The organism is Rhizobium sp. L1K21 (genome assembly GCF_024055895.1).
Taxonomy (GTDB): domain Bacteria; phylum Pseudomonadota; class Alphaproteobacteria; order Rhizobiales; family Rhizobiaceae; genus Ensifer_A.
On sequence record NZ_JAMXLE010000001.1, the window covers coordinates 2,014,502 to 2,041,493 of the forward strand.

The window sequence follows — 26,992 nt, forward strand, 5'->3', positions numbered from 1 at the left end:
TGTCGTCATGCCAAACGCTGGCCAGTTAAATTCCAGCCGGGAGAATTGCGCATGAGCGGCGAAGGACGCAACGGTCTGACCTATAGCGATGCCGGGGTCGATATCGATGCCGGGAACCTGATGGTCGAGAAGATCAAGCCCGCCGTGCGCTCCACCATGCGCTCGGGCGCAGACGGTGAAATCGGCGGTTTCGGCGGCCTGTTTGATCTCAAGGCTGCAGGCTTCAAGGACCCGATCCTGGTTGCGGCCAATGACGGCGTGGGCACCAAGCTGAAGATCGCGATCGATGCGAACTACCACGATACGGTCGGGATCGACCTTGTCGCCATGTGCGTCAACGATCTCGTGGTTCAAGGTGCAGAGCCCTTGTTCTTCCTCGACTATTTTGCGACCGGCAAGCTCGACCCTGACCAGGGTGCTGCCATCGTCAAGGGCATCGCAGCTGGCTGCGTGGATGCGGGCTGTGCGCTGATTGGCGGCGAAACCGCTGAAATGCCCGGCATGTATTCTGCAGGCGACTATGATCTTGCCGGCTTTGCCGTCGGCGCTGCCGAGCGCGGTCAGCTTTTGCCGTCCGTCGCTATTGCCGAAGGCGATGTGATCCTTGGCCTTGCCTCATCTGGCGTTCATTCCAACGGGTTTTCGCTGGTGCGCAAAATCGTGGAGATTTCGGGCCTTGGCTGGGATGCCCCCGCCCCCTTTGCCGAGGGCAAGGGACTGGGCGAAGCGCTTCTCACCCCGACACGCATTTATGTACGGCAGGTTTTGAAGGCGATCCGCGAGACCGGCGCAATCAAGGCTCTCGCGCATATCACCGGCGGTGGTTTTCCTGAAAATATCCCGCGCGTGCTGCCGAAGACACTGGCCGCTGAAATCGATCTCGGCGCGATTGCCGTTCCGCCCGTTTTCTCATGGCTGGCCAAGACCGGCGGCGTTGAGCCCAAGGAGATGCTGCGCACCTTCAACTGCGGCGTCGGCATGATCGCCGTGGTGGCTGAAGCCGATGCCGAGAAAGCGAAGGCATCTCTGGAGGCGGAAGGCGAGAGCGTCTTCACGCTTGGTCGCATGGTCGCCCGCCAAGATGGCGCGCAGGGCACCGTTTACAAAGGTACGCTTGGCCTATGAGCGCGGCGAAGAAGCGCGTCGTTGTCTTCATCTCCGGCAGCGGCTCCAATATGGTCGCGCTCGCTGAGGCAGCGCAAGCGGCAGACTTTCCCGCGGAAATCGTCGCCGTCATTTCAGACAAGGCAGACGCAGGTGGTCTAGTCAAAGCCGCAGCGCTTGGCATTGCAACCCATGCTTTCGAACGCAAGAACTTTGCGAGCAAGGGCGAGCATGAGGCTGCCATTCTGGCCAAGCTCGCCGAGATTGCGCCGGACATCATCTGTCTTGCCGGCTATATGCGCCTGTTGAGCGGCGAATTCGTGCGGGCCTATGAGGGCCGCATCTTGAACATCCACCCGTCCCTGCTGCCACTCTTTCCGGGCCTGCACACCCACCAGCGCGCCATCGACGCGGGCGTGAAGATTGCCGGCTGCACGGTGCATCTTGTGACCGAAGGGATGGACGAAGGCCCGATACTGGCCCAGGCCGTGGTGCCGGTTCTCGCCAGCGACACCGCTGATGACCTGGCAGGCCGGGTTTTGAGCCAGGAACACCGCATCTATAGACAGGTGCTGAGGCAGTTCGCACAAGGGACCCTGCCCGGAGGTACAGATTCCGACCAAAGCCTGCTATCGCTGGGTTGACTCTTTACGCTTCATTTACCCTGTTTGCCGTAAATAAACCCGAGGTTGAAGCCATTGGAAAGAGGGAATCGAATGACTTTCGCCAAAGCCCAATTGTTGAAGGTGGCCGGTGCTGCGGTTAGTGTTTGGCTTCTGCAAAGCGCCGCAGTCCACGCAAGCGAGCCCGTTTTCCGCTCGCTCGACGGGTCAGTTGCCCTGCGCGGCGGTTTCGGTTTCAAAAACATAACAGCCAATGAACTTGTCTATTCCGGCGGACAGCGGCTGAGCCAGTTGATCTGGACAAGCAAATACATGCGCGTGCTCTCTGCCGAGTTGAAGGTCGATCTCGACAGTGGCTGGGTGTTTCGCGCAAACGGTGGCGTGGGCTTTGGCGGCAACGGGCATATGGAAGATTATGACTGGATCAGCCCCTACGCCACAGGAACGGGCAATGACGACTGGAGCCATCAATCTATTCACCCCGACACGCGTCTCGACCGCTTCTTCGAGGCGGGCGTTGAGGTCGGTCGCGAGCTGGCCGGCAACGCTTCCGGCAGCGTCGATCTCACCGGCGGATTTAAATATACCAACGTGAAATGGACGACCTGGGGCGGCAGCTATCTTTACAGTTCCGGCGGGTTTCGAAATACATCCGGCACAATTGCCAGCACAACACGGGGAATCACATTCGAGCAACGGCTGCCGGTGGTTTTCGCGGGGTTGAATGGGGAGAGCGTCTATGGCGACTGGACGTTTTCCAGCAAGCTAAGAGGTGGTTTCACCGTCGGTGCCGGTGATATCGACAATCACTGGCTGCGTAATCTTCGCTTCGAAGACAAGTATCGCATTGCTCCGGTGCTGGAAGTCGAAGCATCCGCCGCGTACCGGTTCAGCAACAGGATTTCAGCTTTCGCTTCTGCCGGTTTTGAAAAGATATTCCGCGCCTATGGCGATATCACTCAGACGAACACATCCACCGGTTCGTCGCAAACCTACGCAGGTGCTGCTGGCGGCGATTATCAGTCAATCGGCGTATCATTTGGCCTGAAAGGTCAGTTTTAAAGCTTATCCCTGTGCAGCATGGCCCATTGCAGGGCCATGATGGTTTTGGCGTCGATGATTTCGCCAGAGGCGATGGCTGCGTAGGCGTCATCGAGGCGCATTTCCACGATTTCGATATCCTCGTGCTCCTCCTCCAGCCCGCCGCCGTCATGCACCCTGGCAGCAAGGCTCACACGGGCCGCATAGATGTGAATGGTCTCCGTCAGCGCGCCGGGTGATGCGATCGTCTGGAAAAGGAACCGGAGATCACCGACTGCATAACCGGTCTCTTCCAGCGTTTCGCGGCGGATGGCCTCTTCGGGTGCGTCGCCATCCAGAAGCCCCGCAGGAATCTCCAGGACGAACGGGGGCAAACCGGCATGCTGCGTCGCGATGCGAAACTGGCGCACCAGAACCACGATATCACGCTCGGCATCATAGAGCAGAATGGCAACGGCGGAGCCGTGATCCATCACCTCGCGCGGCAGGCGGAACGTCTCGCCGCGGGAACTGGTATAGTCGATTTCCAGCCGGTACAGTTTGTTCCAGCCCGAATAAGCCAGTTCACTGCTGACGGTTTCCACCTTCGCCTTCTTGAAAAAACTCATGCCTTTTTCAGCCATACCCGATTGTCGTGAAGTGCGGCGCCGCCATAGGGGGCGACACAATCTGCACCTGTGAGCACATTGATGCCTTCGCCGTCCAGATGCGCCTTGTTGGGCCAGAGACCTTCGGCGATCAAAACGCCGGTTCTCGCCTCGTCGGTCACGCGCGCGTGCAACCGCAACTCGCCGCGCTGATTGCCGATCTGCACGATATCGCCCGTATCAACGCCCAGCTTTTGCGCATCGTGGGCGCTGATCATCACTTCCGGCCGGCCTTCCTTTTCGCGGGAGGTTTTGGTTTCCGCAAAGGTCGAGTTCAGGAAATTGCGCGCAGGCGATGTCGCGAGGCGAAAGGGATGCTCCTCATCAGCGGCCTCGACAAGCGGAACGAAATCGGGAAAGGCTGGCAAATCGCGGGCAGGTCCGAGAACGCCGACACTCTCCGGCGGGCGCGTTCCGGCCCGAAATCCGGTCCAGTCCGGTGAAAAGCGGAACTTGCCGTCAGCATGGGCAAAGCCGTTCAGGTAATGCGCCTCTTCAAAAGGAACCTGCCGGTCGATCCAGTGTTCGCGGTCGAGTTGCTCCAGTTCGCCCGGACGCAGCACAGACGCGATCAGCTCGCGCTCGCTCATGCCGAAACCTGCCTTGTCGGCGACACCGAGGCGCTTGGCCAGCTCTTCAATCACAAAGAGATTGGTGCGCACGCTCTCCGGCGGCTCAATGATTTTGGGACCAAGCAGAATGTGGCTCTGCCCTCCGCCGCGATAGATATCGTCATGCTCCACAAACATGGTGGCCGGCAGCACGATATCGGCAAGCTCTGCCGTCTCGGTCATGAACTGCTCGTGGACGGCGACGAAAAGATCTTCCCGCTGGAAGCCCTTCTTCACCAGCCGCTGCTCCGGCGCAATATTCACCGGATTGGTGTTCTGGATCAGCATCGCCGTTACCGGAGGCCCGTGCCGCAGGGCTTCGGCGTCTCCGGTCAGAACACGGCCGACCTGCGACTGGTCGAGCACGCGAACGCCGTCATCACGATAGGATGCACCCTTGATGAGGCCTGTATCCATGCCGAAAATATCGGCGTTGGAGTGAAATGCGCCGCCGCCCTCATGCTGCCACACGCCCAGAACCGTTGGCAGGCAAAGAGCTGCATGCATGGACAGCGTGCCGGTGCGCGAGCGGGTAAAGCCGTAACCCAGCCTGAAGTAGGTCTTCTGCGTTTGCCCGACGAGCCTTGCGAAGGTTTCGATTTCATCAACGCCGAGGCCGGTGATTTCGGCGGCCCATTCCGGGGTGCGGCTTTTCAGGTGCACTTCGAGCCCGGCTGGGTCGTCGGTATATTTTTCAAGATAGGCGCGGTCGGCATATCCATCCCGGAAGGCAATGTGCATGGCAGCGCAAGCCAGCGCCGCGTCCGTGCCGGGGCGAAGCCGCAGTTTCATGTCCGCCTGCTTCATTGTCGGCGTTTCGTAGACATCAATGACCACGATCTTCGCACCGTTCTGCTTGCGGGCCTTCATCGCGTGGGTCATCACGTTGACCTGTGTGGCCACCGCATTGGTTCCCCAGATCACGATGCAATCGGATTTCGCCATCTCGCGGGGATCGACTCCACGCAGCGCGCCTGTTCCCATGGCAAAGCCGGTCCAGGCGGGATTGACGCAGATCGTACCAAAAAAGCCGGAATAGCCTTTTGCATGGCGCAGGCGGTCAATGGAATCGCGCTGAACAAGACCCATGGTACCAGCGTAGAAATAGGGCCAGACGGCCTCACTGCCATGCGCCGCCTCGGCCTTTGTGAAAGCCTCGGCAATTTCATCCAGCGCGTCATCCCAGCCGATATCCATCCAGCTTGCCGCACCTTTTGCGCCGCCGCGCTTGAGCGGCTTCAAAAGACGATCCGGATGATAGAGCCGCTCGGCATAGCGGGCCACCTTGGCGCAGATGACGCCATCTGTGTAATTGTTGCCCTTGGCGCCATGCACGCGGCCCATGCGGCCTTCGGCGTCGATTTCCACCTCCAACGCACAGGTGGAGGGACAGTCGTGGGGACAGGCCGAATGCGCCTTGCGGGCCTGGCCGAGATGGGGTGTCGCTATGTTCATGCAAAAGGTATAAGCGGATGCACCAAGACTCGCAAAGGTAAATTGCGATGCATCAAAACTGTTCATAATACCGATTGGAATCTGGAATGAATTACCGGCACATCTATCACGCTGGCAATTTCGCAGACGTTCTCAAACACGCCGTCCTGGCCCGTCTGATCGTTTACCTTCAGCAGAAGGACAAGGCGTTTCGCGTTCTCGATACGCATGCAGGCATAGGGCTTTACGATTTAACGCTGGATGAAGCGCAAAAGACCGGCGAATGGCGCGAGGGGATCGGCAGGCTGCTTGAAGCTGACCTGCCCGCAGACGCAGCGGCTCTCTTGGCACCGTATCTTGATGCGGTTCGCAAACTGAATCCGGAAAATGGCGTAACGCTTTATCCAGGCTCACCAAAACTCACTCGCATGCTGCTTCGTCCACAGGACCGGCTCTCTGCCATGGAGCTGCATCCGGAAGATGCCCGCGAGCTTCACAATGTCTTTGATGGCGATTTCCAGGTTCGCGTAACAGAGCTGGACGGATGGCTTGCCATGGGCGCACATCTGCCTCCCAAGGAAAAGCGCGGCCTCATCCTCGTTGACCCACCTTTTGAAAAGGAAGGGGAATACGACCGCATGGTGCGCAATCTGCAAAAGGCCTATCGCCGCTTTGCCGGTGGCGTCTATTGTCTCTGGTTTCCCATGAAAAAAGGCGCGCCCATTGCCGATTTTTATGCGGCGCTGAAAGAGACAGGCATTCCCAAAATGCTTGCGTGCGAACTGACCGTAAAGAGCGACCGCGACACAACCGGCTTGAACGGCTCAGGCCTCATAATCGTCAACCCGCCCTACACACTCGAAAAAGAGCTTCAAATAATATTGCCTGCCGTCAAAGATGTACTAAAGCAGGACAGATTTGCGTCATCTCGATCATTTTGGATAAACGCCGAGTAATTTAATAAAATTCTATATTATATACTTTTGCACATTAACCAATTGACTTAACCAAATCGAAAAAACCTTTCCAAAACGGCACGCGTTCCGTATATATTGCAAAATAATATTCACTATATCAGGAAAGCGGCATGTTTAAGGGCACAGTCCGGTCATTGATGCCGGAGGCGATATACGACACGTTCCGCCGCGCAAAACATAAGCGCGCTGCGGATACATTTCCCGACTATGTCAGTCAGAAGCGTGTTGCCGGGTATCCGTTAAAGATCGTGATCGCCGATCCGGTTGCTGCCGAATGGTATGGCGATGGGCCGCACCATGCGCCTGAGATCGAGTTCCTCAAGCAGTTTGACCTGACCGGGCGCACCATATTCGATCTCGGTTCTCATCAAAGCGTCACCTCGATGGTCCTTGCCCATATGACGGGTGATGCAGGCGACGTCATATCGGTGGAGCCGAACGGGCACAATCACGACATCGCCAAGAAGAACCTGGCCATCAACGGCTTGCGCAATGTCATACCGCTGCGCGCCATCGTCTCATCCGGCACCTTCAACGTGTCGATCGATGGCGGGCTGGTGGGACGCACACGCTTTGTCAGCGGCTCGAAGCCCGAGATCGATATCATCACGATCGACGATCTGAGCGCCGCTTTTGGCGATCCCTCACTCGTCTTCATGGATATTGAAGGGCACGAGATCGAGGCTTTGATCGGCGCGCTGAAAACACTGGCCGTGCAGCATTGCCACTGGCTGGTAGAGCTGCACGGCGATGAAAGCCTGGCCACCTACGGGCACAAGAACTCCGATATTTTCCGCTTTTTCCCCGACGGCATGTTCCGGGCGCTGGTTCTTGATGTAGAGACCGGAGACTTTATCCCGCTGACGCGCCGCAGCCTTCCGCACACGCGTTGCCACGTCTTCTTCGAGCGGCTCCGCGCCTCTGAACGCGACATTCACAATTTTTGAAGGGTTCAGAGGCGTAGCTTGATCGCCACCCGGCGTCCGTCTGCCAGGCGCAGGCGGGCAACACCCCGGTTGATCCGGTCGAGTCCCAGGATCGTGCCGCCGGCGGGCAGCTTGATTTTCAGCTTGAGCTTGCCGTCAGCAACATTGATGACGGCGAGCCGTTTCAAGGCAATGTCGGGCAGAACGATGTCCTCGCGCCCATCGCCATCGGTGTCGGCGATGCGCCCGAGGTCGAGGTCGGCGGTGTGAATGATGTGGTTGGTATAGCCGTCCAGCATATCGACCTGTTTCAGTGCCTTTCCCGAAAGCTTGTAGGTGCGCAACGATCCGGAAATGTGGGGCATAACAACGGCGGCGATCACCGGTGTTTCGCCGGGATTGGCAATCACGCCCAGCGGATTGAGCCAACGGTTCGCCATCCCAATTGGTTCGCTCTCGGCCAACGGTTCGATGCCTTTTTCCGTGAGCTTGTAGACAGCGATTGCGGCACCCTTGTCGAGATAGGACTTCACCACAATGGCTTCCGGCGTGCCGTCACCTGTGAGGTCAGCAAGGCGCACACGGCGATCTTCAAAAACAGCGTCGTTTCCGAGCCTGTATTCGTGAAGCTTGCCGTGAAACTGAACCTGAAAGCCACCGGCCTCCACCGCATCGCCCAGGATGCCATGCTTGTAACGCCCCACGGGATCGATCAGCCATGCGGCAGTGCCCTGATATTGGGTAATCTCGGTGTCGGGCAAACGCTCGACGGCCAGGACGGCGTTTGAAAACAGCACAAGCGCTGCGGAAAAGACGAATGCGAGAAGCCTCATCACGAATAAATCTCCCTGCCCCCACGAATAATAGAGGCATACTTGTTTTTGAAGGTCAAAAAACGCATTCTCGCATCAGGAGGCTCCGCCATGCTCAAGACAATCCGTTCCCTGCTCTTTGTTCTTGCCGCCGCAACCGCGTTTCAGGCCGGCACTGCGCTCGCCAACGATGGCGATTGCTCCAGCGCCGGGGTGTTATCCTACATTGATCGGGATTTTGACCTTCGCGCTCACCGGTATCTGCAACGCGACATCGCCATTGAGGATATTTATGGGGTCCATCTGAACCGCTTTGAGGGGCGTGATTACACCCACAGCGTGGAGCGCCAGTATTGTCATGCGACGGCGCGCTTTTCCGATGGACGCAAGCGTCATATCTGGTATCTGATTGAGCGCAATTGGGGCTTTGCGGGCCTCGGGTCCAGCACATCCTATTGCGTGGAAGGGCTCGACCCCTGGTATTATTACGGCCGCAACTGCCGCTCGCTGCGTTAATGGTTCAGTTCATCCGGATATTGATTGCGGCGCTGCTTCTGGCACCCGCCTCGGCAGTCGCTGCCGACCGCGCAGGCGTCTTCGATTTTTACGTGCTGTCGCTCTCCTGGTCGCCCAGCTGGTGTTCGGCGGAGCCCAATCGCAAATTCAACCGGCAGTGCGACCCGCGGCTCGACTATCGTTTCATCGTGCATGGGCTCTGGCCGCAATTCGAAAAAGGCTACCCGCAATTTTGCGCGACACGGCTGCCCGACCGCGTGCCCGAGACGCTTGGACAACAGTATCTCGACATCATTCCGTCGATGGGACTGATCGGCCATGAGTGGCGCAAGCACGGCACCTGTTCCGGGCTCGATCAAAGCGCCTATTTTGCCAAGCTGCGCGAGGCCTATGGGAAAATTCGCGTGCCGCCTGCCCTTGCAAACCTCGCTTCGGGCAAGTCAGCCAGCCCGGAGGCGATTGAAACTGCGTTCAGCGCCGCCAATCCGGGATTGGCGAAAGACGCCATCGCCGTGACCTGCTCAGCAAAGCAAATCGAAGAGGTGCGCATCTGCTTCAGCAAGGATTTGACGTTCCGCACCTGCCCGGAGGTCGACAGGCAGAGCTGCCCACTGAATTCAATCAATATTCCACCGCCACCTTGAAGGTTCGAACATGAAGATACTTTACTCCCCCGCCTCTCCCTATTCAGCAAAGGTGCGTCTGGCAGCGCAGTATTGCGGGTTCGATGCGCAATCGGTTTCTGTGGTGGTCAATACGGGCGATTCGCCCGAACTGCTGGTATCCAACAATCCGCTCGGCAAAATTCCAACGCTGCTGACGGTTGATGGAAAGGCGATCTTCGACAGCCGCGCGATCATGCAGTTTCTCAACCGGGAAAGCGGCGGCAAGCTCTATCCCGAGGATCCCGCAGCGCGTACCGACGCCGAGGTGCTTGAAGCGCTGTCGGACGGTATCACGGACTGCCTGATTGCCCAGATTTATGAAAAACGCTTTCACCCGCCTGAAAAGATTCACCAGCCGTGGATCGACATGCAGTGGACCAAGGTCGCCCGCGGGCTCGACCACCTGCAGGCCCATCCGCCCAGCCTGGAAAGCGGCTTGAATGGCGGGCATCTTTCGCTTTTTGCCATGGCGGGCTATCTGGCCTTGCGCTTTGCGGGCCAATGGGAAGAGCGCTGGCCGTGGATCAATACGTTTGTGGGGGAATTCACCAAGGCCTATCCAGAACTCGCGACACTGGCACCGCAATAGTCTGAACCCGACACACTGCAAGAAGACACAAAAAATGCCGGGCTTTCACCCGGCAAGTTGTGCTGAGCAATTTACTTGCTGCGTAAAGCTTAGAACTTTACGCCGATACCGACTTTAACGGCATTCTCGTCGTAACCGCGGGAAACGGTTGTGCCGCCGAGGTTGAAGTTGCGTGAGCCGTAATCGGTGTAACGGTACTCAAGACGCGCCGTAATGTTGTCGGTGATCTTGGCTTCCGTACCAACACCAGCGGTCCAACCGATCGCACCCTTGGTGTCAGAGCCAGCAGCATTCGAAGCCTTCAGGCTGGCTGCAGCCACACCACCGGTGCCGTAGATCAGGAACGGGCTGGCATCAACACCAACACGGGCGCGCAACGAGCCGTTCAGGCCGGCTTTGGTGTTCACACCGCCCGAGTTTGCGGAAATGTCGGAATAGCCGAGATCACCTTCGATACCGTAGACGAGGTTATCGGACTGCATGTTGTAGCCGCCATAACCACCGAAGTTGAAGCCACGGTCACGACCACCACCGTTGGTGAAGTGTCCCCAGCTATAGCCGGTGTTCAAACCGACGTAAGCGCCGCTCCAGTCACTGGTTGCGGGGATATAGGTGTCAACTGCCTCAGGTGCCTGGGGCACAGTGTCAATGGCGTCAGCAGCCTGAGCTGCGGCCACCGACATGGAAAGAATGGCAGCAGTTGTCAGCGATGCGGTCAAAATACGCATGTAATTCTCCTTTGTGTCAAACCGGCTCCACTCAAAACGCGCAACCCGGTTCATTGTTCCAGACAGTGTCACCATCCGAATTGCGGACGGTTCTGCCGCCCGACTGGGGAAGAGATTGGAAGCGAAATGGGGATTCACAAGAGCGAAAATGTGAAATTACCTTGCCGAAAAAGCGGCAAAATTGAGATGTGTTTTCAGGGTAACAGGCTATTTCTTAACCATAAAACGAATTAGGGGGTCATCCGGCCCGAAAGCAGCCGCGTAGAGGCAACATATGCTATTGACTTTCAGGAAAGTGATTCACCGACGATGACCCAAACGCCAGACTTGAAAACTGCACTCGTGACCGCCGGCGCCAAGCGAATCGGAAAATCCATTGCGCTGGGGCTGGCCAGCGAAGGTTTTGCCGTCGCCGTGCATGCCCACACCTCTGCCGATGAGGCACAGGAAACGGTCGATGAGATTGTCGCCGCCGGCGGCAGAGCGGCGGTGGTCACCGCTGACCTGACCGATCCCGATGCGGCAGACGGGCTTGTCAACAAGGCAGCTGATGCGCTCGGGCCCCTCGATCTCGTGGTCAATAATGCGTCCGCCTTTGTCGATGACAGCGTCCACGCGCTCGACAAGGACACATGGGACCTTCATTTTGCGCTGCATGTGGAGGCACCGTCCCGCATTATCGGCGCTTTTTCAAAACAGCTGCCGGAAGGCGCAAAGGGTCTCGTCGTCAACATGATCGATCAGCGCGTCTTGAAGCTCGATCCGCGCTTTTATTCCTATGTCCTGTCGAAATCTGCTCTGTGGACGGCCACGCGCACGCTGGCGCAGGCGCTGGCACCGCGCATTCGCGTCAACGCCATCGGACCCGGCCCCACCATACCCAGCCCCAGACAGGATCCCGATGAATTTAATAAGCAGGCATCGGCTGTTCCATTGGGACACGGGCCCGCACTGGATGAAATGTGGCGCACGATTGCCTATCTATATAACACCCCTTCCATAACAGGGCAGATGATCGCGCTCGACGGCGGACAGCATCTGGCGTGGGACACACCCGATATATTGGAGAGCAGTGAGTGAGCGGACAGGACAAAGATGGCGGCATTCTCTATGATGAGAATACAGAGGACGAGGATGTCGAGGACGTTGGTCCGGCAGTCCCGCTCGCCATCGATTGGGCGGAGAACGCACCCCTGCCGGAAGGGTTGCGCGGTGCCGACCTGATCGGCGAATTCGTCAAGCAGCTCCCCAATTCGCCCGGCGTCTACCGCATGTTCAACGAGGCGGGAGACGTTCTTTATGTCGGCAAGGCACGATCCTTGAAAAAGCGCGTGAGCAATTATGCGCAGGGGCGCGTCCATTCCAACCGCATCGCGCAGATGGTGCGGCTGACGGCGAATATGGAATTCGTGACGACGCGCACGGAAACGGAAGCGCTGCTGCTGGAAGCGAATCTGATCAAGCGGTTGCGTCCGCGCTTTAACGTTCTGCTTCGCGACGACAAGTCGTTTCCCTATATCGTTCTGACGCGCGACCATGAAGCGCCGGCGATTTTCAAACATCGCGGCGCGCGCAGCCGCAAGGGCGACTATTTCGGCCCCTTTGCCTCGGCCTCTGCCGTTGGCCGCACCATCAATTCGCTGCAGCGCGCCTTTCTTTTGCGCACCTGCACCGACAGCGTTTACGAAAGCCGCACCCGGCCCTGTCTGCTTTATCAGATCAAGCGCTGTTCGGGCCCCTGCACGGGGGAAATATCGATCGAGGATTATGACGGCCTGGTCGAGGAGGCAAAAGACTTTCTCTCCGGAAAAAGCAAATCGGTGCAGGCGACGATTTCGCGCGCCATGGGCGAAGCCGCCGAAGATCTCGACTTCGAGCGCGCGGCCGTCTTGCGCGACCGTCTTTCGGCACTTGCGCACGTTCAGGGCCATCAGGGCATCAATCTCGCCAGTATCGAAGAGGCCGATGTCTTCGCCATTCATCACGAAGGCGGGCTGACCTGCATTCAGGTGTTTTTCTTCCGCACCGGACAGAACTGGGGCAACCGCGCCTATTTCCCCAAGGCCGATTCGTCGCTGACTGCCGCGGAAGTGCTCAATGCGTTCCTCGCGCAATTTTACGACGACAAGCCGGTGCCGCGGCAAATCCTGCTTTCCGAGAAGGTTGAAGAGATCGTTCTTCTCGGGGAAGCGTTATCGGAAAAGGCGGGCCATCGCGTCCACATCAACGTGCCGCAGCGGGGCGAGAAACGCGAGGTGGTGGATCACGTTCTTTCCAACGCCCGCGAAGCCCATGGCCGCAAACTGGCCGAGACCTCCTCGCAGGCCCGTCTCTTGAAAGGGTTTGCCGAAACCTTCGACCTGCCCTACGTGCCGACCCGTATCGAGGTATACGACAACTCCCACATCATGGGGACCAACGCGGTGGGCGGCATGATTGTGGCGGGGCCGGAAGGGTTCGTGAAAAACCAGTACCGCAAGTTCAACATCAAATCCGAAGAGATCACGCCGGGCGACGACTTCGGCATGATGCGCGAAGTCATGACGCGCCGCTTCTCGCGTCTTTTGAAGGAAGTTGGCAAGCCGGACCGCACCGCGCCCGCCGAAGTGGAGGCGGATGCGGCATTTCCCCAATGGCCGGACGTCATCCTCATCGACGGCGGCAAAGGACAGATGAGCGCCGTGCGTGACATTCTCAAAGAACTTGATGTCGAGGATTGCGTGATTGCCATCGGCGTCGCAAAGGGCGTTGACCGCGATGCTGGCCGAGAACGTTTCTTCGCGCCGGCCAAATCCGACTTCTCGCTGCCTCCGCGTGATCCGGTGCTTTATTTCATCCAGCGCCTGCGCGATGAAGCGCACCGCTTTGCCATCGGTTCCCACCGCGCCCGGCGCAAAAAGGAGATGGTGAAAAACCCGCTCGACGAGATCGCCGGCATCGGCCCGTCGCGCAAGCGCGCCCTGCTGCAGCATTTCGGAACTGCGAAGGCCGTCTCCCGCGCCGGGATCAACGATCTCCTCACGGTCGATGGAATTTCGGAATCGGTTGCAAAGCTGATCTATGATCATTTTCACGAGAGCAGCGCTTGAAAGGGAAAGATTTTCCACCAATTTCTGGCGCATACCGTTGACCTTTGGGCCACAAAGTTCTCATCTGTCGCCCAACGCTGAAATGACTGGTGAACCATGGCATCCCGCGCCTATAGCATTCCGAACTTATTGACTTACGGACGGATATTGACCGTTCCGGTGATCGTTTTGTGCTTTTTTATCGAAGGAAGCCTGCATTCGACGGATTTTGCGCGATGGACAGCCTTCGGGCTTTTTGTCGCAGCCTCCATCACCGATTTCTTCGATGGGTACCTCGCGCGGATATGGGAACAGACGTCCAATATAGGCCGCATGCTCGATCCCATTGCCGACAAATTGTTGGTCGCCTCTATTCTGCTGCTGCTGGCCGCCGATGGCACGATTGCCGGCTGGTCGCTTTGGGCGGCGATTACCATTCTGTGCCGGGAAATTCTGGTCTCGGGCCTGCGTGAATATCTGGCCGCGCTGAAAGTGTCTGTGCCGGTCACGCGCATTGCCAAATGGAAAACCACGGTGCAGATGGTCGCCATCGGCTTTCTGCTCGCCGGTCCTGCGGGCGAGAAAGTGCTGCCCTACACAGTGCTGATCGGGCTGACACTGCTGTGGATTGCTGCCGCAATCACCATCTATACCGGCTATGATTATTTCCGTGCAGGCCTGAAACACATCGTGGAAGACGAATGACGAAGCTGATTTATTTCGCCTGGGTTCGCGAGCGTATCGGAAAGGGCGAGGAAGAGCTTGAACTGCCGGAGACCGTCAGGACGGTGTCTGATCTGCTTGTTCATCTCAAGACGCTGGGCGATGAATATGAGGAGGCGCTGAAGTTTCCAGAAGCCATCCGCGTGGCCTTGGATCAGGAACATGCCGATCATGGCGAGTTGGTTGCAGGCGTGAAGGAAATCGGCCTCTTTCCGCCGATGACGGGCGGTTGATGCCATGGCGTCTGCGCTTCTCCACATTGCCGTACAAGCCGCCGATTTTGATGCGGCGGAAGAGGCAAAGAGGCTGACGGCAGGGCGCAAGGACGTTGGCGCACTGGTTCAGTTCATCGGCTATTGCCGCGACGAGAATGGCACGCTCTCTGCCCTTGAACTGGAGCACTACCCCGGCATGGCGGAAGCGGAAATCAGCCGCATATCGCAAGAGGCCATTGAGCGATTCGGTCTGATTGGCATGTCTGCCGTCCATCGCTTCGGCAAGATCGCACCCGGCGAACAGATCGTGCTGATCTCTGCCGCCGCATCGCACCGGCAGGCGGCTTTCGACGGGGCCAATTTCGTGATGGATTTTCTCAAAACCTCTGCGCCGTTCTGGAAAAAAGAACATGCTGCAGATGGCAGCGAAGGCGGCTGGGTCGAGGCGCGTGATGCCGATGATGCCGCCCGGGAGAAATGGAAATGAGCGAGACCGTGAAGCTTGAGGAAAGCTGGAAACAGGCGCTCGCGCCCGAATTTTCCAGCCCCTACATGGCCAAGCTGAAGGATTTTCTCAAAGGCGAATTGGCTGCAGGAAAATGGATTTTCCCGAAGGGCTCTGAATACTTCCGCGCCATGGACTTAACGCCGCTTGAAGATGTGAAAGTGGTGATCCTCGGTCAGGACCCCTATCACGGCGACGGGCAGGCGCATGGCTTGTGCTTTTCGGTGCAGCCCGGCGTTCGCATCCCTCCGTCACTCGTCAACATCTACAAGGAATTGCAAAGTGATCTTGGCATTGCTCCAGTTCGCCACGGTTTTCTGGAAAGCTGGGCAAAACAGGGTGTACTGCTGCTCAACAGCGTGTTGACGGTTGAGCGTGGGCGCGCCGCATCACATCAGGGTCAAGGCTGGGAAAAGTTCACGGACGCCGTTATCCGGCAGGTCAATGAACTCGACCATCCGGTGGTCTTCATGCTGTGGGGCTCTTACGCTCAGAAAAAGGCGTCCTTTGTTGATACGCGCAAGCATCTCGTCTTGAAGAGCCCTCACCCCTCACCGCTTTCCGCCCATAACGGCTTTTTCGGCAGCCGGCATTTTTCCAAGGCCAACGCATTTCTGCGGGAGAACGGGCTTGGCGAAGTCGATTGGAAATTGCCCGAAAGCGTGGATTGAGGCTACCGTTTATTGTGCCTGATGCGGCGCGGCAGCCTCAGAACCATTGGGAGCATCGTCACCAAGTGACGATCAAAACTCTTCCCAATTGGCATCATTCGACGGTGCCGGGGTTGCATTGAAGGCCTTGGCGATCGTGTCCAAATGACGTGCGGGTGCCGGCGGGCGGTTGCCGAATTTCGGCGGCGGCGTGTCAGCAGTCACGGTTTTGAGACTAGCCTTGCGCACCGGGGCTGGAGCCGGCTCCGTGCGCGGAGCCGCAGCCTTCGGTGCCGATGCCGCAAAATTGCCTGATCCGGTTACCGCGCTGCCGACGCTGCCGCGTCTGCCGGTGCTGAACTGCTGCAGCATGGCGGCAACGCGGTCGATTTCGTCACGCAGAACACGGGTGGCAGCGGTCGTCTGTTCCACCATGGCGGCATTTTGCTGCGTGCCTTGATCCATGTGGCCAACAGCGGTGTTGACCTCCTTCAGGCCGACAGCCTGCTCACGCGCACCATCGACAATCGCGGAAATGTTGGTGTTGATCTCCTGCACCTGCCCGGCAATCGTCTCCAGCACCTTGCCGGTCTCGCCGACCAGATCAACACCGTTTTTCACCTGATCGGACGATTTGCTGATCAGCGCCTTGATTTCCTTGGCTGCATTGGCGGAGCGTTGCGCCAGTTCACGCACCTCTTGCGCGACGACGGCAAAGCCCTTGCCGGCGTCACCTGCGCGGGCCGCTTCAACGCCGGCATTGAGCGCCAGAAGGTTGGTCTGGAAGGCGATTTCGTCGATCACTCCGATAATGTTTGAGATTTCGCCGGAGGAATGGGAAATCTCGCTCATGGCGTCGATGGCCCTGCGCACCACTTCGCCGGAGTGCACCGCGCTGTCCTTTGTGGTGGCGACAAGCTGGCCGGCTTCTGCTGCGCGCGATGCCGATTCATTGACGGTCGATGTGATCTCTTCCAGTGCCGCCGCGGTTTCTTCAATCGAGGCTGCCTGCTGTTCGGTGCGATTGGACAGGTTGTCGGTCGCATTGGATATTTCTTCAGCGCCGGCCAGAATATTGGCGGTTGCCTCGTCTATGCCTGAAATGATGTTTGAAAGTTGTTCAGCAGCATGATTGAAATCGTTGCTCAGCACTTTGAAGTTCTCCGGGAGATCTTCGGTTATGCGATACTTGAGATCGCGCTCGGCCAAACTGGAAAGCGCCTTCCCAAAAACCTGGCGTATCCGCTCATGTTCGTCGTCACTCTTGCGGAGCGCTTCTGCGCGCTCTGCTTCATTGCGGTAGCGGTACAAATTCAGGACGGTGTCGATATCGAGAAATGCTGCACGCACCACGGCGGCAAGTCCTTCGCCGACAGACTGAGCATCGGCACTCCCCCCGGAGAAAAAGCCCTTCTTTGAAAAGCTCTCCACCACCACGGATTTGACCACCTCTGCTAGCACGTGGGAATAGCCTGCAATGTGGAAACGCGGATCGATCCCCGTGGACGATTGTGCATTGGCTGCACTCAGTGTCATGCCCGCCAGTTCAGGGCCGAAATCCCCGTTGAGCACAAGCTGCCACCGTTTGGTATGCGCTGCCTTTATGGCATTGCGCATCTCGGCATTGTTCATCACCCCTGCCAGTTCGGGAACAAGGGCGGCGCGCTGATGTCCGAACTCAATCCCCGCAGGCACAGCCTTGACTGTCAGAGACGCAAGCTGCTTGAGCGACTGAATGGCCTTCTGGTCGAGGCCGTTCTGTTCGATAGCTTTGGCGAGATCGGCTTCCAGTTTCGTGCTGAGTGCATTGGCGTTTTGGTTGGATGTCGTCATCTGTCCATATTCCGGTGATTTGTATTCGGGAGCGCAAATGTGAGGGGCGACCTTGGCAGTTTTAGATTAAATTTGGCTTAATCGGTGGCGGCGGACTGGCGAAAGCCGATGCCTTTTCCCATCATTGGAGAACCGCAATGCCGGCGGGAAAGGCAACAAAAAACCGGGGTCGAAACCCCGGTTCAGGCGTCCAATTCACTGCCTTAATAAAAGGCAATGCGAAATATGCTTCAGCCGACGATCTCGGTGCCGGCGAACCAGTAGGCAATTTCCTCAGCAGCCGTTTCAGGGGCGTCAGAGCCGTGAACGGAGTTTTCACCGATGGAAAGGGCGAATTCCTTGCGGATCGTGCCTTCGGCAGCGTCTGCCGGGTTGGTTGCGCCCATGACTTCGCGGTTCTTGGCAATGGCGTTTTCACCTTCGAGAACCTGAACAATGGTCGGGCCGGAAGACATGAATTCGGTCAGTTCGCCAAAGAAGGGGCGCTCTTTGTGAACAGCGTAAAAGCCTTCAGCTTCACGCAGGCTCATCCATACGCGCTTGGACGCAACAACGCGAAGACCAGCGTCTTCGAGCTTCTTGGTGATAGCGCCCGTCAGGTTGCGCTTCGTTGCATCCGGCTTGATCATCGAAAAGGTGCGTTCAATCGCCATGGTCTCAATTCCTTGGGTTTTACGAGAGGTTTTGGCGGCTCAATAGCCGCCTTCCGCTCTCATGACAAGGGGGCTGGCGTTCAACGCTTTCTTTGATCTGGCCTCTCAGGCTGCTGCGGCAACAGACCGACCGGTTCCTTCGTAAAGGTCAAGGCAGCGCTCAAACCAATCGGTCGCCGGATCACCCTCGGGCAACAGTTTCGCCGGCGAGCAGATGCGTGCCCATTGCAATGCGCCAAACAGAATATAGTCGCAGAACAGCGGATGCTGGCCGCCAATCCAGGGCTGATAGGACAGGGTGTGGCGGATCGGAACAAGGGTCTGCGGAAATGCGGCAACGGCGGCCTGGTGTTCTGCGGCAACCTCCTCAAGCGTCATGCCGAAACGGGCTTCGCGGGTTCTGCGAAAGTGCTCCTGATCCTTCGGCGCCAGCATGTTGTAGATGTCCAGCAAAATTGCCTTGGTAATGGCAGTGTGAATGACATTCTGGCTGTAGCCTTCCACGAAGCGTGCCATAGCCTTGCCGCCCTCGCCGCCAAACAGGCTTGGGCGGTCGGGATAGGCTTCATCGAGATAAAGAGCGATGGCGAAACTGTCGCTGATGATCTTGTCGCCATCTTTCAGCACCGGAACAGTCTTGGAGCATCCACCTTCAATCCCGGGAACGGCGGTGAAGGGAACCGGCTTCAGCTCGAATTCCAGTCCCTTGTGTTTCAGCGACATGATGCTCTTCCACACATGCGGGGAAAAGTGGCGCTCAATATCGCTCCCGCAAAGGCCATAAAGAATTCTCGTCATCCGCGCTCTCCAATTTGATTGACACCCATCTTTCGACAGGACGTGCACAAGGTCCAATCACAAATTTTAATGAAGCGATCTTCTTCTCATTCACCGGGCAGTGGGAGATAGTGACTGAAAACAGGGAGATACTGCGATGCTCGAAACCTTCAATATGTTTGCGGCCTACAACAGCTGGGCGAACCGGCTTGTTTATGCCGCTGCCGGCGCACTAGACCGGCAATCGTTCGAGAAGGATACGGGCGCGTTCTTTGGTTCCATGAAGGGAACGCTCAATCACATTCTCGTCGCCGACCGCATATGGCTTCACCGTTTTACAGGCGAAGGGGAAGCGCCAAAGCGGCTGGACGAGATTCTTTATGAGGAATTTGAACTGTTGCGCGCAGCCCGCGAAGCCATGGATGCGCGGATCACGGACTGGGTTGCGGGGCTGAGCGAAGCCGATATTGCCGGCACATTCACTTATACGCCAGTCACGACCCCCGAGCCGGTGACGCAACGCCTTGCACCGGCCTTGTCTCACCTCTTCAATCACCAGACCCACCACCGTGGGCAGGCCCATATGATCCTCACCAGCCTCGGGCGTCCATCACTGGGCCTGGACCTTATCTATTTTCAGCGTACCGACGCGGGGCGGCAGTTTGCCTGATCCCCGCGCCTTCCAGACTTCGCTGATCAGTGCGCCAGCATTTCCTTGACGATTTCATCGCCGCTCAAGGATGAAGGGTAGTAGGTCGGCCAATTGGTGACCTCGTTCAGCAAAGCGGCGCGATCATCGCCCCAATAGAGGTGATAATGATCGGCGTCGGCGGGTGCGATGCGATGATCGCTGAACTGGATGTAATCCGGCGCGTCCTCGTCGCCATCCACCTTTTTGAAGATGAAGCGGACACCGCGATTGCCGGCCTTGTAGGTCAATATTTCATAGCCGTCATCGGCATAGTGGCCTGAGACCGACTGCCCGCCCCGATTGAAGGTCACCTGGTCGCCATCAATGACGATCTGACCGACGTCGGTCTTGTATCCAATCTCATAGTAGGCGCGATATTCGTCAGCAGTCTTGTCGCCCTTTTCCGCCTTATGGGCCATCACCGGATCCAGTGTGCCGTCCTGAAGATAGGGATAGACCGATTGCCAGTCCCCCTGCCAATCAGCGAGCGTCCGTGCCTTGATATCGCTGTCTTCAAAAATTCCGCGATAGACATCATCCTTCGCATGATTGTGCGAAGCGCTCTGCTCTGCGTGATCGTGGTCATGCTTTTCTGCTGCATAAGAATGGCCGGCAAAGACCAGCGCCAGGCCAAAAGCCAGCATACTGGCGCGCATCAATCCAACGTTTTTCATGTTCGTAAACCTCTCTCTGATCGTTCGACGCTGAATCGTTATGTAATAACGTAACGTCATACGGCCTGCTAACGGATCCGGGCTTGGCTGGCAAGTGTGGTCTGTGGAAAATTCTGTGTCTTGAAGTCTGGTTCTTCAGAGAAAGCTCGATGCATGAAGCCGGTCTGCGTATTGGCGGACCGGGCATCAGCCATTCGGTTTGAGATGATCAAACCGCTCCGAAATCATCGGGTGCGAAGTTCAGGCAGGTGTCATCAAGCGATTGCACCAGCGCGAATTCAGCGTGCACCTTGGGCAATTCGTAGCGGTAGAAATAGCGGAAGGCGCCGAGCTTGCCCTTGTAGAAAGTTTCATCATCGCCGACGGCTTTGCCTGCCGCAATCGCCTTGGACGCGGCAATGGCCTGCTTCAGCCAGAGCCAGGCTATGACCACGTGGCCGAAACTGTTCAGATAAAGCGTGGCATTGGCCAAGCCCTTGTTGGCATCTTCGCAGGCCAGAACAGTCTCCGTTGCCGAAGTCATCGCGGAGAGCGCGCTCTTCAGGGCTTCAGCCTCCTGCGTCAGCGCCACCTCTTGGGCCTCTTTCAGCGTTTTGGACATTTCGCCGATCAGGATTTTCAGCGCCAGACCACCTTTCATGCGCACCTTGCGGCCCAACAGGTCAAGACCCTGAATGCCATAGGTGCCTTCGTGAATAGGGTTCAGGCGGTTGTCGCGGTAATAGCGTTCCACCGGGAATTCGCGGGTATAACCATAACCGCCCAGCACCTGGATCGCCAGCTTGTTGGCCTCCAGGCAATGTTCGGACGGCCAGCTCTTGGCGATGGGGGTGAGGATTTCCAACAGCATTGTGATGCCGCCCCTCGTCTCCTCATCCGTTTCCACCTTTTGCAGGTCGGTCAGATAGGCGCAGAAGGTTGTGAGTGCCAGACCGCCCTCCACTGCTGCTTTCTGAGCCAGCAGCATGCGGCGGATATCAGCGTGTTCGATGATCGGCACCTGCGGCGCGGTTGGGTCCTTGTCCTGCGGGTGGCGGCCCTGCAGACGTTCGCGTGCATAGTTCAGGGAGAAAAGATAACCGCCGAGACCCGCCATCACGGCGGTATGGCCAACACCGATGCGGGCTTCGTTCATCATGTGGAACATGGCGAATATGCCTTGCCCCTCCTCGCCCACCAGCGTGCCAATCGTGTCGCCACCGTCGGAGAAGTTCAAAAGGCAGTTTGTCGTGCCGCGCTGGCCCATCTTATGGTTCAAACCGCCAAGCCCGATATTGTTGAATTCCCCAAGCGAGCCATCGTTATTGACGCGGTATTTGGGCACGAGGAACAGCGAAATGCCCTTCACGCCCGGCGCACCGCCCGGAATCTTTGCCAGCACCATGTGGACGATGTTCTCCGACAGTTCCTGATCACCGCCGGAAATCCACATTTTCGCGCCGGAAATCCTGTAGGTGCCGTCGCCCAGCGGTTCGGCCTTGCAGGTGATGTCGGAGAGAGAGGAGCCCGCCTGCGGTTCCGAAAGGCACATTGTGCCATACCACCGCCCCTCCAGCATGGGCGGCATATATTTGGCAATCTGCTCTTCGCTGCCGAAGGCGCGCATCATATTGGCGTTGCCCTGGGTGAGAAATGCGTAATTGGCAATCGGCTGGTTGGCGGTCTGGAAAATACCACCAGCCAACAGGTTCACGGCAAAGGGAAGCTGCAAGCCGCCATCGGCCTCATCGAAAACGGCGGCAAAAAAGCCGGCTTCCGCAAAGGCATCCAGCGCCTGTTTGACACCATCGATGATCTCAACCTTGCCGTTGACCGCTTTCGGCTCGTTCTGATCGAGGGCTGCGGCAATCGGCTGGAAATATTTCTCGGCAATGGCCTCGGCACTGTCCAGCATGGCTGCCACCGTTTGTCGGTCGTGGGCGGCGTAACGCGGCGTCTTAAAAAGAGGTTCCAGCTCCAGGAACTCGTAGAGCATAAAATCGATATTACGGCGGTCAACGATTGCGGACATGCTGCTTCCTCCCAGAACATACCGAACGGTATGCACCGGTTTGTCCCATTGTTCAAGCGTGAACGTTTTGACAGGTTTTGAAAAAACGACAGACAACCATTGTTATTTTAGGAAAAATGATAACATCATCAAATTCATAGATGATGATGCCGCGCCGAACGCAGAGCAAATTCTCTATGTTTGGGAGATGGATTTGCGCAGACTCACCCGCCTCGATATCAGCAGACGCTTGAACACCCCGGCGGCCAAGGCGGTCTCGCAGGTCTTGTTCGGGGTGGCCTGCGCCCTGATCATGATGGCAGTTCGCAGCCTGCTCGATTATTTTGCACCAACGTCCGGCCCCTTTGCGCTCGTCTACCCCGCCGTGCTAATCGCAACACTGTTCGGACACTGGCTTGGCGGGCTTTCAGCCTTCACCATCAGCTTCGTCTGGGCCTGGTGGTTTGTTCTGCCCACGGTCGGTTCCTTTCACTTCGAAATCCCCACGGACCCACCCCGTGTGCTCATCAACGCTTCAGCTGCGTTTGTTATCATCATCTTTGCCGAAGCGTTTCGCCGGGCGGTTCAGGAAAACGCTGCCGCGCGCGATCTGGAAATCGCCCGCCGCGCCATGCTGATGCAGGAGCTGGAACATCGGACGAAGAACAACTTCGCCATGGTTGCTGCCCTCTTGGAGATGCAAAAGCGCGGGCTTGAGGATGAAGAGGTCATTGCCGCGCTCAATCAGGCGATTGGCAGGGTTCATGCTTTTGCCACGGCCTATTCCGTCATCATTCCCCACGAAACAGCTGACAACGAGCATTTCCCGGTGAACATGCGGCAATATTTGCACGATATCGTCTCGCCACTTGCCTCCGCATCCTTCAGCGAAAATGTGGCCGTTTCTCTTGACGCGGAGAAAGGCGATCTGCCGCACCGCGTGGCTGTCGCCATCGGGCTCTTCGTCAACGAAGCGCTGACCAATTGCGCGAAATATGCCTTTCCCGATGGCCGCGCCGGCAAGGTCTGCATTGCCTTCAGTGCCGGTCAGGACAAGTGGCAACTCACTGTCAGCGATGATGGCGTCGGTCATGACACACACGCGCGGGAAAAGCGCAACAGCATTGGCACCTCGCTCATGAAAGCCTTTGCCGTGCAGGCAGAAGCAGAGTACGAGGTGCTGACGGCCGAGACCGGCCATTCCGTCAGACTGAGCGGCGCACTGAGCTGAAGATGCCTCTCAGCAGGCGAAGGCTGCCACAACGCAATTTGTTTGCACCGCCCCCCTGCGTTTACGTGCAGCTCCACCTTACAGTGGATTTCCGGTCTTTCCGCCGCTCTTCGAATAGACTAAAGCGAAGCATGCTTACCTTTATTCGTGAAAATTCAGACTTTCTGAAAAACAATGCGCGCTGGCTCGCCGGCGGTTTTCTGCTGACGCTGTTTTCCTCCTTTGGCCAGACATTCTTCATCGGCCTTTCGGGCAATGCGCTGCGCGAGACGTTCAACCTGTCCGGCGGTGCCTTCGGTGCGCTTTATATGGTTGCAACGCTTGCCAGCGCGGCAAGCCTGCCGTGGCTGGGGCGCACGCTCGATTTCATGCCAGGCTGGAAAGTCATTCGCTTTTCCATGCCCATGCTTGCCTTTGCCTGCCTTCTGATCGCGTTTGCGCCGAATATTGCGGTTCTGTGCATCTCGCTCTATCTGCTGCGACTCTTCGGCCAGGGCATGATGACCGAAATTGCGCATACGGAAATCGGGCGCTGGTTTGCCGCCAATCGCGGTCGCGCCATGGCCATTATCGCCACCGGCCAGCCAACGGGCTCCACAGTGCTTCCCGCTGCCGTTATCTTCGTTACATTGGCCACGGGCGACTGGCGCACGGCCTGGTTTGCCGGTGCCGCACTCATTCTGCTTGTCGGCCTGCCCGCGATTATCCTGCTGATGCGTGTTGAGCGCACGCCGCAGTCACAAGATGAACAAGGCAGCATCGAACGCACGGCGCGCGACTGGTCGCGGCGCGAGGTCATCCGCGATCCGGTGCTTTACATGTTGCTTGCCGGAACACTCGCACCCGCCTTCATCGCAACGGTCGTTTTCTTCCATCAGGGCTACCTGATTGAACTTAGAGGCTATGATCCTCTCATCTTCGCAACCGCCTTCCCCGTCATGTCGATTACCACGGTGATTGCCGGCTTTGTCTGCGGTTTTCTGGTCGACCGTTTCGGCGCGATCAACCTGCTGCCGTTCCTGCTCGTGCCGCTTGCCATTGCCTCGGCGGCGGTCGCGCTGGTGACGCCGGTGTGGGGTGTCTTCGTCTTCATGTTTCTGCTCGGCATCAGCAACGGATTTACCTCCACCATGCTGGGAGCCCTGTGGCCGGAGGTTTACGGCGTTGCCAATCTCGGCGGCATCCGCGGCATTATCGTTGCCGCCATGGTTCTCTCCACCGCCATCGGCCCCGGCATTACCGGCGCCTTGATCGACATGGGCATTCAGCTACCAACACAGATGTTCTGGATGGCCGGATGGTGCGTTGTGGCTTCCCTGATGCTGGCCAGTGCGGCAAAAATCGTGCGGAGGCGGGAGACGCGGCATTAACAGCCCTTGCGTTCCGGCGCATCCTCAGCCAAAACGCGGCCATTATGATTACGATTTCGAACCTTACCGCCCGCATTGCCGGGCGGCTTTTAATTGAAGACGCATCCGTTTTTCTGCCCACCGGCATCAAGGCTGGTCTGGTGGGGCGCAATGGTGCGGGCAAATCGACGCTTTTCAAGCTGATTACGGGCGAAATGTCGCCCGAATCCGGCGAGGTCAATTTTCCCAAAAATGCGCGTATCGGGCAGGTTGCGCAGGAAGCGCCCGGCACCGACGAAAGCCTGATCGAAATCGTACTTGCCGCCGACAAGGAGCGCGCGAGCCTCATGAAAGAGGCCGAAACCGCGACCGATCCGCATCGCATTGCCGAAATTCAGGTGCGTCTTGCCGATATTGACGCCTATTCGGCCGAAGCCAGAGCGGCCACGATTCTGGCCGGCCTCGGATTTGATGAAGATGCGCAGCAGCGCCCGGCAAAGAGCTTTTCCGGTGGCTGGCGCATGCGTGTTGCGCTTGCCGCGGTTCTCTTCTCCGAACCGGACCTTCTGCTTCTCGACGAACCGACCAACTATCTCGACCTTGAAGGCACATTGTGGCTGGAAGACTATGTGCGGCGCTATCCGCACACCGTCATCATCATCAGCCATGACCGCGACCTGTTGAATTCCGCAGTCAATTCCATCGTCCACCTCGACCAGAAGAAGCTCACCTTCTATTCCGGCTCCTACGACCAGTTCGAGCGGCAGAAGGCGGAAGCTGAAGAGCTGCAGATGAAGATGCGCTCCAAGGTGGAAGCCAAGCGCAAGCATATGCAGTCCTTCGTTGATCGCTTCAAGGCGAAGGCCTCCAAGGCCAAGCAGGCGCAAAGCCGCATGAAGGCGCTGGAAAAGCTCGGCACCATTGCCGCCGTTGTACATGACAATGTGCGCGGCTTCTCCTTCCCGGACCCGCAAAAGGAAGCCGCCTCACCGATCATCGCGGTGGAAAAGGGCGCTGTCGGCTATGAGCCGGGCAAGCCGATCCTGAAGGGCATGAACCTGCGCATCGACACCGATGACCGTATTGCGCTTCTCGGCTCGAACGGCAACGGCAAATCCACCTTTGCCAAATTCATCTCCGGGCGCTTGGCGGCTGAAGACGGGCGGGTCATTACGGCACCGGGTTTGAAGGTCGGCTTTTTCGCGCAGCATCAGCTGGATGATCTGGTTCCCGAACAGAGTGCGGTTGAACATATCCGCAAGCTCATGCCGGATACGCCGGAAGCCAAGGTGCGCGCCCGCGTTGCCCAGATGGGGCTCGCCACTGAAAAGATGGATACGGCAGCGCGCGACCTCTCCGGTGGCGAAAAGGCGCGGCTGTTGATGGGCATTGCTGCGTTTCATGCGCCGAACCTGTTGATCCTCGACGAGCCGACCAACCACCTGGATATTGACAGCCGCCGGGCCCTGATCGAGGCGCTGAATGATTATTCGGGCGCCGTGATCCTGATTTCGCACGACCGGCATCTGATCGAGGCAACCGTCGATCGGCTCTGGCTGGTGAAGGATGGAACCGTCACCGTCTTTGATGGCGACCTTGAGGAGTATCGCGATCTGGTGGTGAGCGGCGGCAAGGGAACTGCCAAGAAAAAGGCCGCCCAGGCGGCAGCCGAAGCTGCAGCTGCCGAGGCTGCGAAAAGCGCTTCGCAAAAGCGCTCCAATCCTGTTGCGCTGAAGAAAAAGATCGATGAAATCCAGACGTTGATGGCCAAGATTGAGAGATTGATTCAAGGTATCGACACTGAACTTGGCGACCCGGATATCTACGCGAAAAACCCAAACCGGGCCGCGGATCTCACCAAGGCGCGTGCCAACGCCACCAAAAAGCTCGAACAGAGCGAAGAGGAATGGCTGGAGCTTTCCGCCGAACTTGAAGAGATCGAGGCCGGCTGACATTTCAC

27 protein-coding genes are annotated in these 26,992 nt (G+C 57.8%); 18 read left to right on the forward strand and 9 right to left on the reverse strand.

From position 1 onward, the window contains the following. The first annotated feature begins 51 nt into the window (after nt 1-51). The 3 genes from purM to NHF56_RS09680 all read left to right on the forward strand — a co-directional run bounded on the left by purM (nt 52) and on the right by NHF56_RS09680 (nt 2,789). The gene (purM, locus tag NHF56_RS09670) at nt 52-1,125 is read left to right on the forward strand and encodes a phosphoribosylformylglycinamidine cyclo-ligase (RefSeq protein ID WP_252803784.1); all 1,074 of its coding nucleotides are present in this window, start codon (nt 52-54) and stop codon (nt 1,123-1,125) included. Then, nucleotides 1,122-1,748: a phosphoribosylglycinamide formyltransferase gene (gene purN / locus NHF56_RS09675; protein WP_252803786.1), complete on the forward strand. Its 627-nt coding sequence runs from the start codon at nt 1,122-1,124 to the stop codon at nt 1,746-1,748. The genes purM and purN overlap by 4 nt, the downstream gene beginning before the upstream one ends. Nucleotides 1,749-1,820: 72 nt before the next feature. Beyond that, nucleotides 1,821-2,789, forward strand: a complete 969-nt coding sequence (locus NHF56_RS09680) for an omptin family outer membrane protease (protein WP_252803788.1) — start codon at nt 1,821-1,823, stop codon at nt 2,787-2,789. On the opposite strand, the gene NHF56_RS09685 is transcribed toward NHF56_RS09680, so the two are convergent. Beyond that, a complete protein-coding gene (locus tag NHF56_RS09685; protein ID WP_252803791.1) occupies nt 2,786-3,376 on the reverse strand; it encodes an NUDIX domain-containing protein in 591 nt (196 codons plus the stop codon). The genes NHF56_RS09680 and NHF56_RS09685 overlap by 4 nt on opposite strands. Then, the gene (locus NHF56_RS09690; RefSeq protein WP_252803793.1) at nt 3,373-5,547 is read right to left on the reverse strand and encodes a molybdopterin oxidoreductase family protein; all 2,175 of its coding nucleotides are present in this window, start codon (nt 5,545-5,547) and stop codon (nt 3,373-3,375) included. Before NHF56_RS09690 ends, NHF56_RS09685 begins: the two co-directional genes overlap by 4 nt. A gap of 20 nt (nt 5,548-5,567) precedes the next feature. Between NHF56_RS09690 and NHF56_RS09695 the strand changes: the two genes are divergently transcribed. Next, complete coding sequence (locus NHF56_RS09695; RefSeq protein ID WP_252803795.1) at nt 5,568-6,416, forward strand: 23S rRNA (adenine(2030)-N(6))-methyltransferase RlmJ; 849 nt, start codon at nt 5,568-5,570, stop codon at nt 6,414-6,416. A 131-nt stretch (nt 6,417-6,547) separates the two neighbouring features. Continuing rightward, nucleotides 6,548-7,384 carry an FkbM family methyltransferase gene (locus NHF56_RS09700; RefSeq protein WP_252803798.1) on the forward strand — a complete coding sequence of 279 codons (837 nt, stop codon included), beginning with the start codon at nt 6,548-6,550 and terminating at the stop codon, nt 7,382-7,384. A 5-nt stretch (nt 7,385-7,389) separates the two neighbouring features. On the opposite strand, the gene NHF56_RS09705 is transcribed toward NHF56_RS09700, so the two are convergent. Continuing rightward, nucleotides 7,390-8,199: a hypothetical protein gene (locus tag NHF56_RS09705; RefSeq protein WP_252803800.1), complete on the reverse strand. Its 810-nt coding sequence runs from the start codon at nt 8,197-8,199 to the stop codon at nt 7,390-7,392. Nucleotides 8,200-8,286: 87 nt separating this feature from the next. Between NHF56_RS09705 and NHF56_RS09710 the strand changes: the two genes are divergently transcribed. The 3 genes from NHF56_RS09710 to NHF56_RS09720 are packed head-to-tail and all read left to right on the forward strand — an operon-like array spanning nt 8,287 to nt 9,945. Then, nucleotides 8,287-8,691, forward strand: coding sequence for a hypothetical protein (locus NHF56_RS09710; protein ID WP_252803802.1), 405 nt, complete (start codon nt 8,287-8,289; stop codon nt 8,689-8,691). After that, nucleotides 8,691-9,335 carry a ribonuclease gene (locus tag NHF56_RS09715; RefSeq protein WP_252803804.1) on the forward strand — a complete coding sequence of 215 codons (645 nt, stop codon included), beginning with the start codon at nt 8,691-8,693 and terminating at the stop codon, nt 9,333-9,335. Before NHF56_RS09710 ends, NHF56_RS09715 begins: the two co-directional genes overlap by 1 nt. A gap of 10 nt (nt 9,336-9,345) precedes the next feature. Then, on the forward strand, nt 9,346-9,945 hold the full coding sequence (locus NHF56_RS09720) for a glutathione S-transferase family protein (protein WP_252803806.1): 600 nt from the start codon (nt 9,346-9,348) through the stop codon (nt 9,943-9,945). Nucleotides 9,946-10,034: 89 nt separating this feature from the next. On the opposite strand, the gene NHF56_RS09725 is transcribed toward NHF56_RS09720, so the two are convergent. Further along, complete coding sequence (locus NHF56_RS09725) at nt 10,035-10,673, reverse strand: outer membrane protein (protein WP_252803808.1); 639 nt, start codon at nt 10,671-10,673, stop codon at nt 10,035-10,037. A 309-nt stretch (nt 10,674-10,982) separates the two neighbouring features. Here NHF56_RS09725 and NHF56_RS09730 point away from each other — a divergent pair, with 309 nt between their 5' ends. From NHF56_RS09730 to ung, 6 genes are all read left to right on the forward strand, one after another. Continuing rightward, a complete protein-coding gene (locus NHF56_RS09730; RefSeq protein WP_252803810.1) occupies nt 10,983-11,753 on the forward strand; it encodes an SDR family oxidoreductase in 771 nt (256 codons plus the stop codon). After that, nucleotides 11,750-13,762 carry an excinuclease ABC subunit UvrC gene (gene uvrC, locus NHF56_RS09735; protein ID WP_252803812.1) on the forward strand — a complete coding sequence of 671 codons (2,013 nt, stop codon included), beginning with the start codon at nt 11,750-11,752 and terminating at the stop codon, nt 13,760-13,762. Before NHF56_RS09730 ends, uvrC begins: the two co-directional genes overlap by 4 nt. Before the next feature lie 96 nt (nt 13,763-13,858). Further along, nucleotides 13,859-14,446: a CDP-diacylglycerol--glycerol-3-phosphate 3-phosphatidyltransferase gene (pgsA, locus tag NHF56_RS09740; protein ID WP_252803814.1), complete on the forward strand. Its 588-nt coding sequence runs from the start codon at nt 13,859-13,861 to the stop codon at nt 14,444-14,446. Continuing rightward, nucleotides 14,443-14,697, forward strand: coding sequence for a molybdopterin converting factor subunit 1 (gene moaD / locus NHF56_RS09745; protein WP_252803817.1), 255 nt, complete (start codon nt 14,443-14,445; stop codon nt 14,695-14,697). Before pgsA ends, moaD begins: the two co-directional genes overlap by 4 nt. A 4-nt stretch (nt 14,698-14,701) precedes the next feature. Beyond that, nucleotides 14,702-15,166, forward strand: a complete 465-nt coding sequence (locus NHF56_RS09750; protein ID WP_252803820.1) for a molybdenum cofactor biosynthesis protein MoaE — start codon at nt 14,702-14,704, stop codon at nt 15,164-15,166. Next, nucleotides 15,163-15,855, forward strand: a complete 693-nt coding sequence (gene ung, locus NHF56_RS09755) for a uracil-DNA glycosylase (RefSeq protein ID WP_252803823.1) — start codon at nt 15,163-15,165, stop codon at nt 15,853-15,855. The genes NHF56_RS09750 and ung overlap by 4 nt, the downstream gene beginning before the upstream one ends. Before the next feature lie 72 nt (nt 15,856-15,927). Here the strand turns inward: ung and NHF56_RS09760 are convergent, their stop codons facing one another. The 3 genes from NHF56_RS09760 to NHF56_RS09775 form a co-directional block, all read right to left on the reverse strand. Further along, nucleotides 15,928-17,667 carry a methyl-accepting chemotaxis protein gene (locus tag NHF56_RS09760; RefSeq protein WP_306431157.1) on the reverse strand — a complete coding sequence of 580 codons (1,740 nt, stop codon included), beginning with the start codon at nt 17,665-17,667 and terminating at the stop codon, nt 15,928-15,930. Between the two features lie 230 nt (nt 17,668-17,897). Beyond that, nucleotides 17,898-18,320, reverse strand: coding sequence for a nucleoside-diphosphate kinase (gene ndk / locus NHF56_RS09770; protein ID WP_252803825.1), 423 nt, complete (start codon nt 18,318-18,320; stop codon nt 17,898-17,900). 105 nt (nt 18,321-18,425) lie between these two features. Beyond that, the gene (locus NHF56_RS09775) at nt 18,426-19,118 is read right to left on the reverse strand and encodes a glutathione S-transferase family protein (protein ID WP_252803827.1); all 693 of its coding nucleotides are present in this window, start codon (nt 19,116-19,118) and stop codon (nt 18,426-18,428) included. A gap of 136 nt (nt 19,119-19,254) precedes the next feature. Here NHF56_RS09775 and NHF56_RS09780 point away from each other — a divergent pair, with 136 nt between their 5' ends. Then, a complete protein-coding gene (locus NHF56_RS09780) occupies nt 19,255-19,767 on the forward strand; it encodes a DinB family protein (RefSeq protein WP_252803829.1) in 513 nt (170 codons plus the stop codon). Between the two features lie 26 nt (nt 19,768-19,793). Here NHF56_RS09780 and NHF56_RS09785 read toward each other — a convergent pair whose 3' ends face one another. Continuing rightward, nucleotides 19,794-20,462 (reverse strand): metal-binding protein ZinT, encoded by a 669-nt coding sequence (locus tag NHF56_RS09785; protein WP_252803831.1) that lies wholly within the window; start codon nt 20,460-20,462, stop codon nt 19,794-19,796. A 208-nt stretch (nt 20,463-20,670) separates the two neighbouring features. After that, the gene (locus NHF56_RS09790) at nt 20,671-22,473 is read right to left on the reverse strand and encodes an acyl-CoA dehydrogenase (RefSeq protein WP_252803833.1); all 1,803 of its coding nucleotides are present in this window, start codon (nt 22,471-22,473) and stop codon (nt 20,671-20,673) included. Between the two features lie 193 nt (nt 22,474-22,666). Here NHF56_RS09790 and NHF56_RS09795 point away from each other — a divergent pair, with 193 nt between their 5' ends. The 3 genes from NHF56_RS09795 (at nt 22,667) to NHF56_RS09805 (ending at nt 26,984) form a co-directional block, all read left to right on the forward strand. Beyond that, nucleotides 22,667-23,683 carry a sensor histidine kinase gene (locus NHF56_RS09795; protein ID WP_252803835.1) on the forward strand — a complete coding sequence of 339 codons (1,017 nt, stop codon included), beginning with the start codon at nt 22,667-22,669 and terminating at the stop codon, nt 23,681-23,683. A 131-nt stretch (nt 23,684-23,814) separates the two neighbouring features. Next, nucleotides 23,815-25,053, forward strand: coding sequence for an MFS transporter (locus NHF56_RS09800; protein WP_252803837.1), 1,239 nt, complete (start codon nt 23,815-23,817; stop codon nt 25,051-25,053). Nucleotides 25,054-25,097: 44 nt separating this feature from the next. After that, on the forward strand, nt 25,098-26,984 hold the full coding sequence (locus tag NHF56_RS09805; protein ID WP_252803839.1) for an ABC-F family ATP-binding cassette domain-containing protein: 1,887 nt from the start codon (nt 25,098-25,100) through the stop codon (nt 26,982-26,984). Nucleotides 26,985-26,992: the final 8 nt, after the last annotated feature.

What these genes read in the sequence shown, in the direction of transcription:
- purM (WP_252803784.1), top strand. Translation starts at nt 52, where the DNA reads ATGAGCGGCGAAGGACGCAACGGTCTGACCTATAGCGATGCCGGGGTC.
- purN (WP_252803786.1), top strand. Translation starts at nt 1,122, where the DNA reads ATGAGCGCGGCGAAGAAGCGCGTCGTTGTCTTCATCTCCGGCAGCGGC.
- NHF56_RS09680 (WP_252803788.1), top strand. Translation starts at nt 1,821, where the DNA reads ATGACTTTCGCCAAAGCCCAATTGTTGAAGGTGGCCGGTGCTGCGGTT.
- NHF56_RS09685 (WP_252803791.1), bottom strand. Translation starts at nt 3,376, where the DNA reads ATGAGTTTTTTCAAGAAGGCGAAGGTGGAAACCGTCAGCAGTGAACTG.
- NHF56_RS09690 (WP_252803793.1), bottom strand. Translation starts at nt 5,547, where the DNA reads ATGAACAGTTTTGATGCATCGCAATTTACCTTTGCGAGTCTTGGTGCA.
- NHF56_RS09695 (WP_252803795.1), top strand. Translation starts at nt 5,568, where the DNA reads ATGAATTACCGGCACATCTATCACGCTGGCAATTTCGCAGACGTTCTC.
- NHF56_RS09700 (WP_252803798.1), top strand. Translation starts at nt 6,548, where the DNA reads ATGTTTAAGGGCACAGTCCGGTCATTGATGCCGGAGGCGATATACGAC.
- NHF56_RS09710 (WP_252803802.1), top strand. Translation starts at nt 8,287, where the DNA reads ATGCTCAAGACAATCCGTTCCCTGCTCTTTGTTCTTGCCGCCGCAACC.
- NHF56_RS09715 (WP_252803804.1), top strand. Translation starts at nt 8,691, where the DNA reads ATGGTTCAGTTCATCCGGATATTGATTGCGGCGCTGCTTCTGGCACCC.
- NHF56_RS09720 (WP_252803806.1), top strand. Translation starts at nt 9,346, where the DNA reads ATGAAGATACTTTACTCCCCCGCCTCTCCCTATTCAGCAAAGGTGCGT.
- NHF56_RS09725 (WP_252803808.1), bottom strand. Translation starts at nt 10,673, where the DNA reads ATGCGTATTTTGACCGCATCGCTGACAACTGCTGCCATTCTTTCCATG.
- NHF56_RS09730 (WP_252803810.1), top strand. Translation starts at nt 10,983, where the DNA reads ATGACCCAAACGCCAGACTTGAAAACTGCACTCGTGACCGCCGGCGCC.
- pgsA (WP_252803814.1), top strand. Translation starts at nt 13,859, where the DNA reads ATGGCATCCCGCGCCTATAGCATTCCGAACTTATTGACTTACGGACGG.
- moaD (WP_252803817.1), top strand. Translation starts at nt 14,443, where the DNA reads ATGACGAAGCTGATTTATTTCGCCTGGGTTCGCGAGCGTATCGGAAAG.
- NHF56_RS09750 (WP_252803820.1), top strand. Translation starts at nt 14,702, where the DNA reads ATGGCGTCTGCGCTTCTCCACATTGCCGTACAAGCCGCCGATTTTGAT.
- ung (WP_252803823.1), top strand. Translation starts at nt 15,163, where the DNA reads ATGAGCGAGACCGTGAAGCTTGAGGAAAGCTGGAAACAGGCGCTCGCG.
- NHF56_RS09760 (WP_306431157.1), bottom strand. Translation starts at nt 17,667, where the DNA reads ATGACGACATCCAACCAAAACGCCAATGCACTCAGCACGAAACTGGAA.
- ndk (WP_252803825.1), bottom strand. Translation starts at nt 18,320, where the DNA reads ATGGCGATTGAACGCACCTTTTCGATGATCAAGCCGGATGCAACGAAG.
- NHF56_RS09775 (WP_252803827.1), bottom strand. Translation starts at nt 19,118, where the DNA reads ATGACGAGAATTCTTTATGGCCTTTGCGGGAGCGATATTGAGCGCCAC.
- NHF56_RS09780 (WP_252803829.1), top strand. Translation starts at nt 19,255, where the DNA reads ATGCTCGAAACCTTCAATATGTTTGCGGCCTACAACAGCTGGGCGAAC.
- NHF56_RS09785 (WP_252803831.1), bottom strand. Translation starts at nt 20,462, where the DNA reads ATGAAAAACGTTGGATTGATGCGCGCCAGTATGCTGGCTTTTGGCCTG.
- NHF56_RS09790 (WP_252803833.1), bottom strand. Translation starts at nt 22,473, where the DNA reads ATGTCCGCAATCGTTGACCGCCGTAATATCGATTTTATGCTCTACGAG.
- NHF56_RS09800 (WP_252803837.1), top strand. Translation starts at nt 23,815, where the DNA reads ATGCTTACCTTTATTCGTGAAAATTCAGACTTTCTGAAAAACAATGCG.
- NHF56_RS09805 (WP_252803839.1), top strand. Translation starts at nt 25,098, where the DNA reads ATGATTACGATTTCGAACCTTACCGCCCGCATTGCCGGGCGGCTTTTA.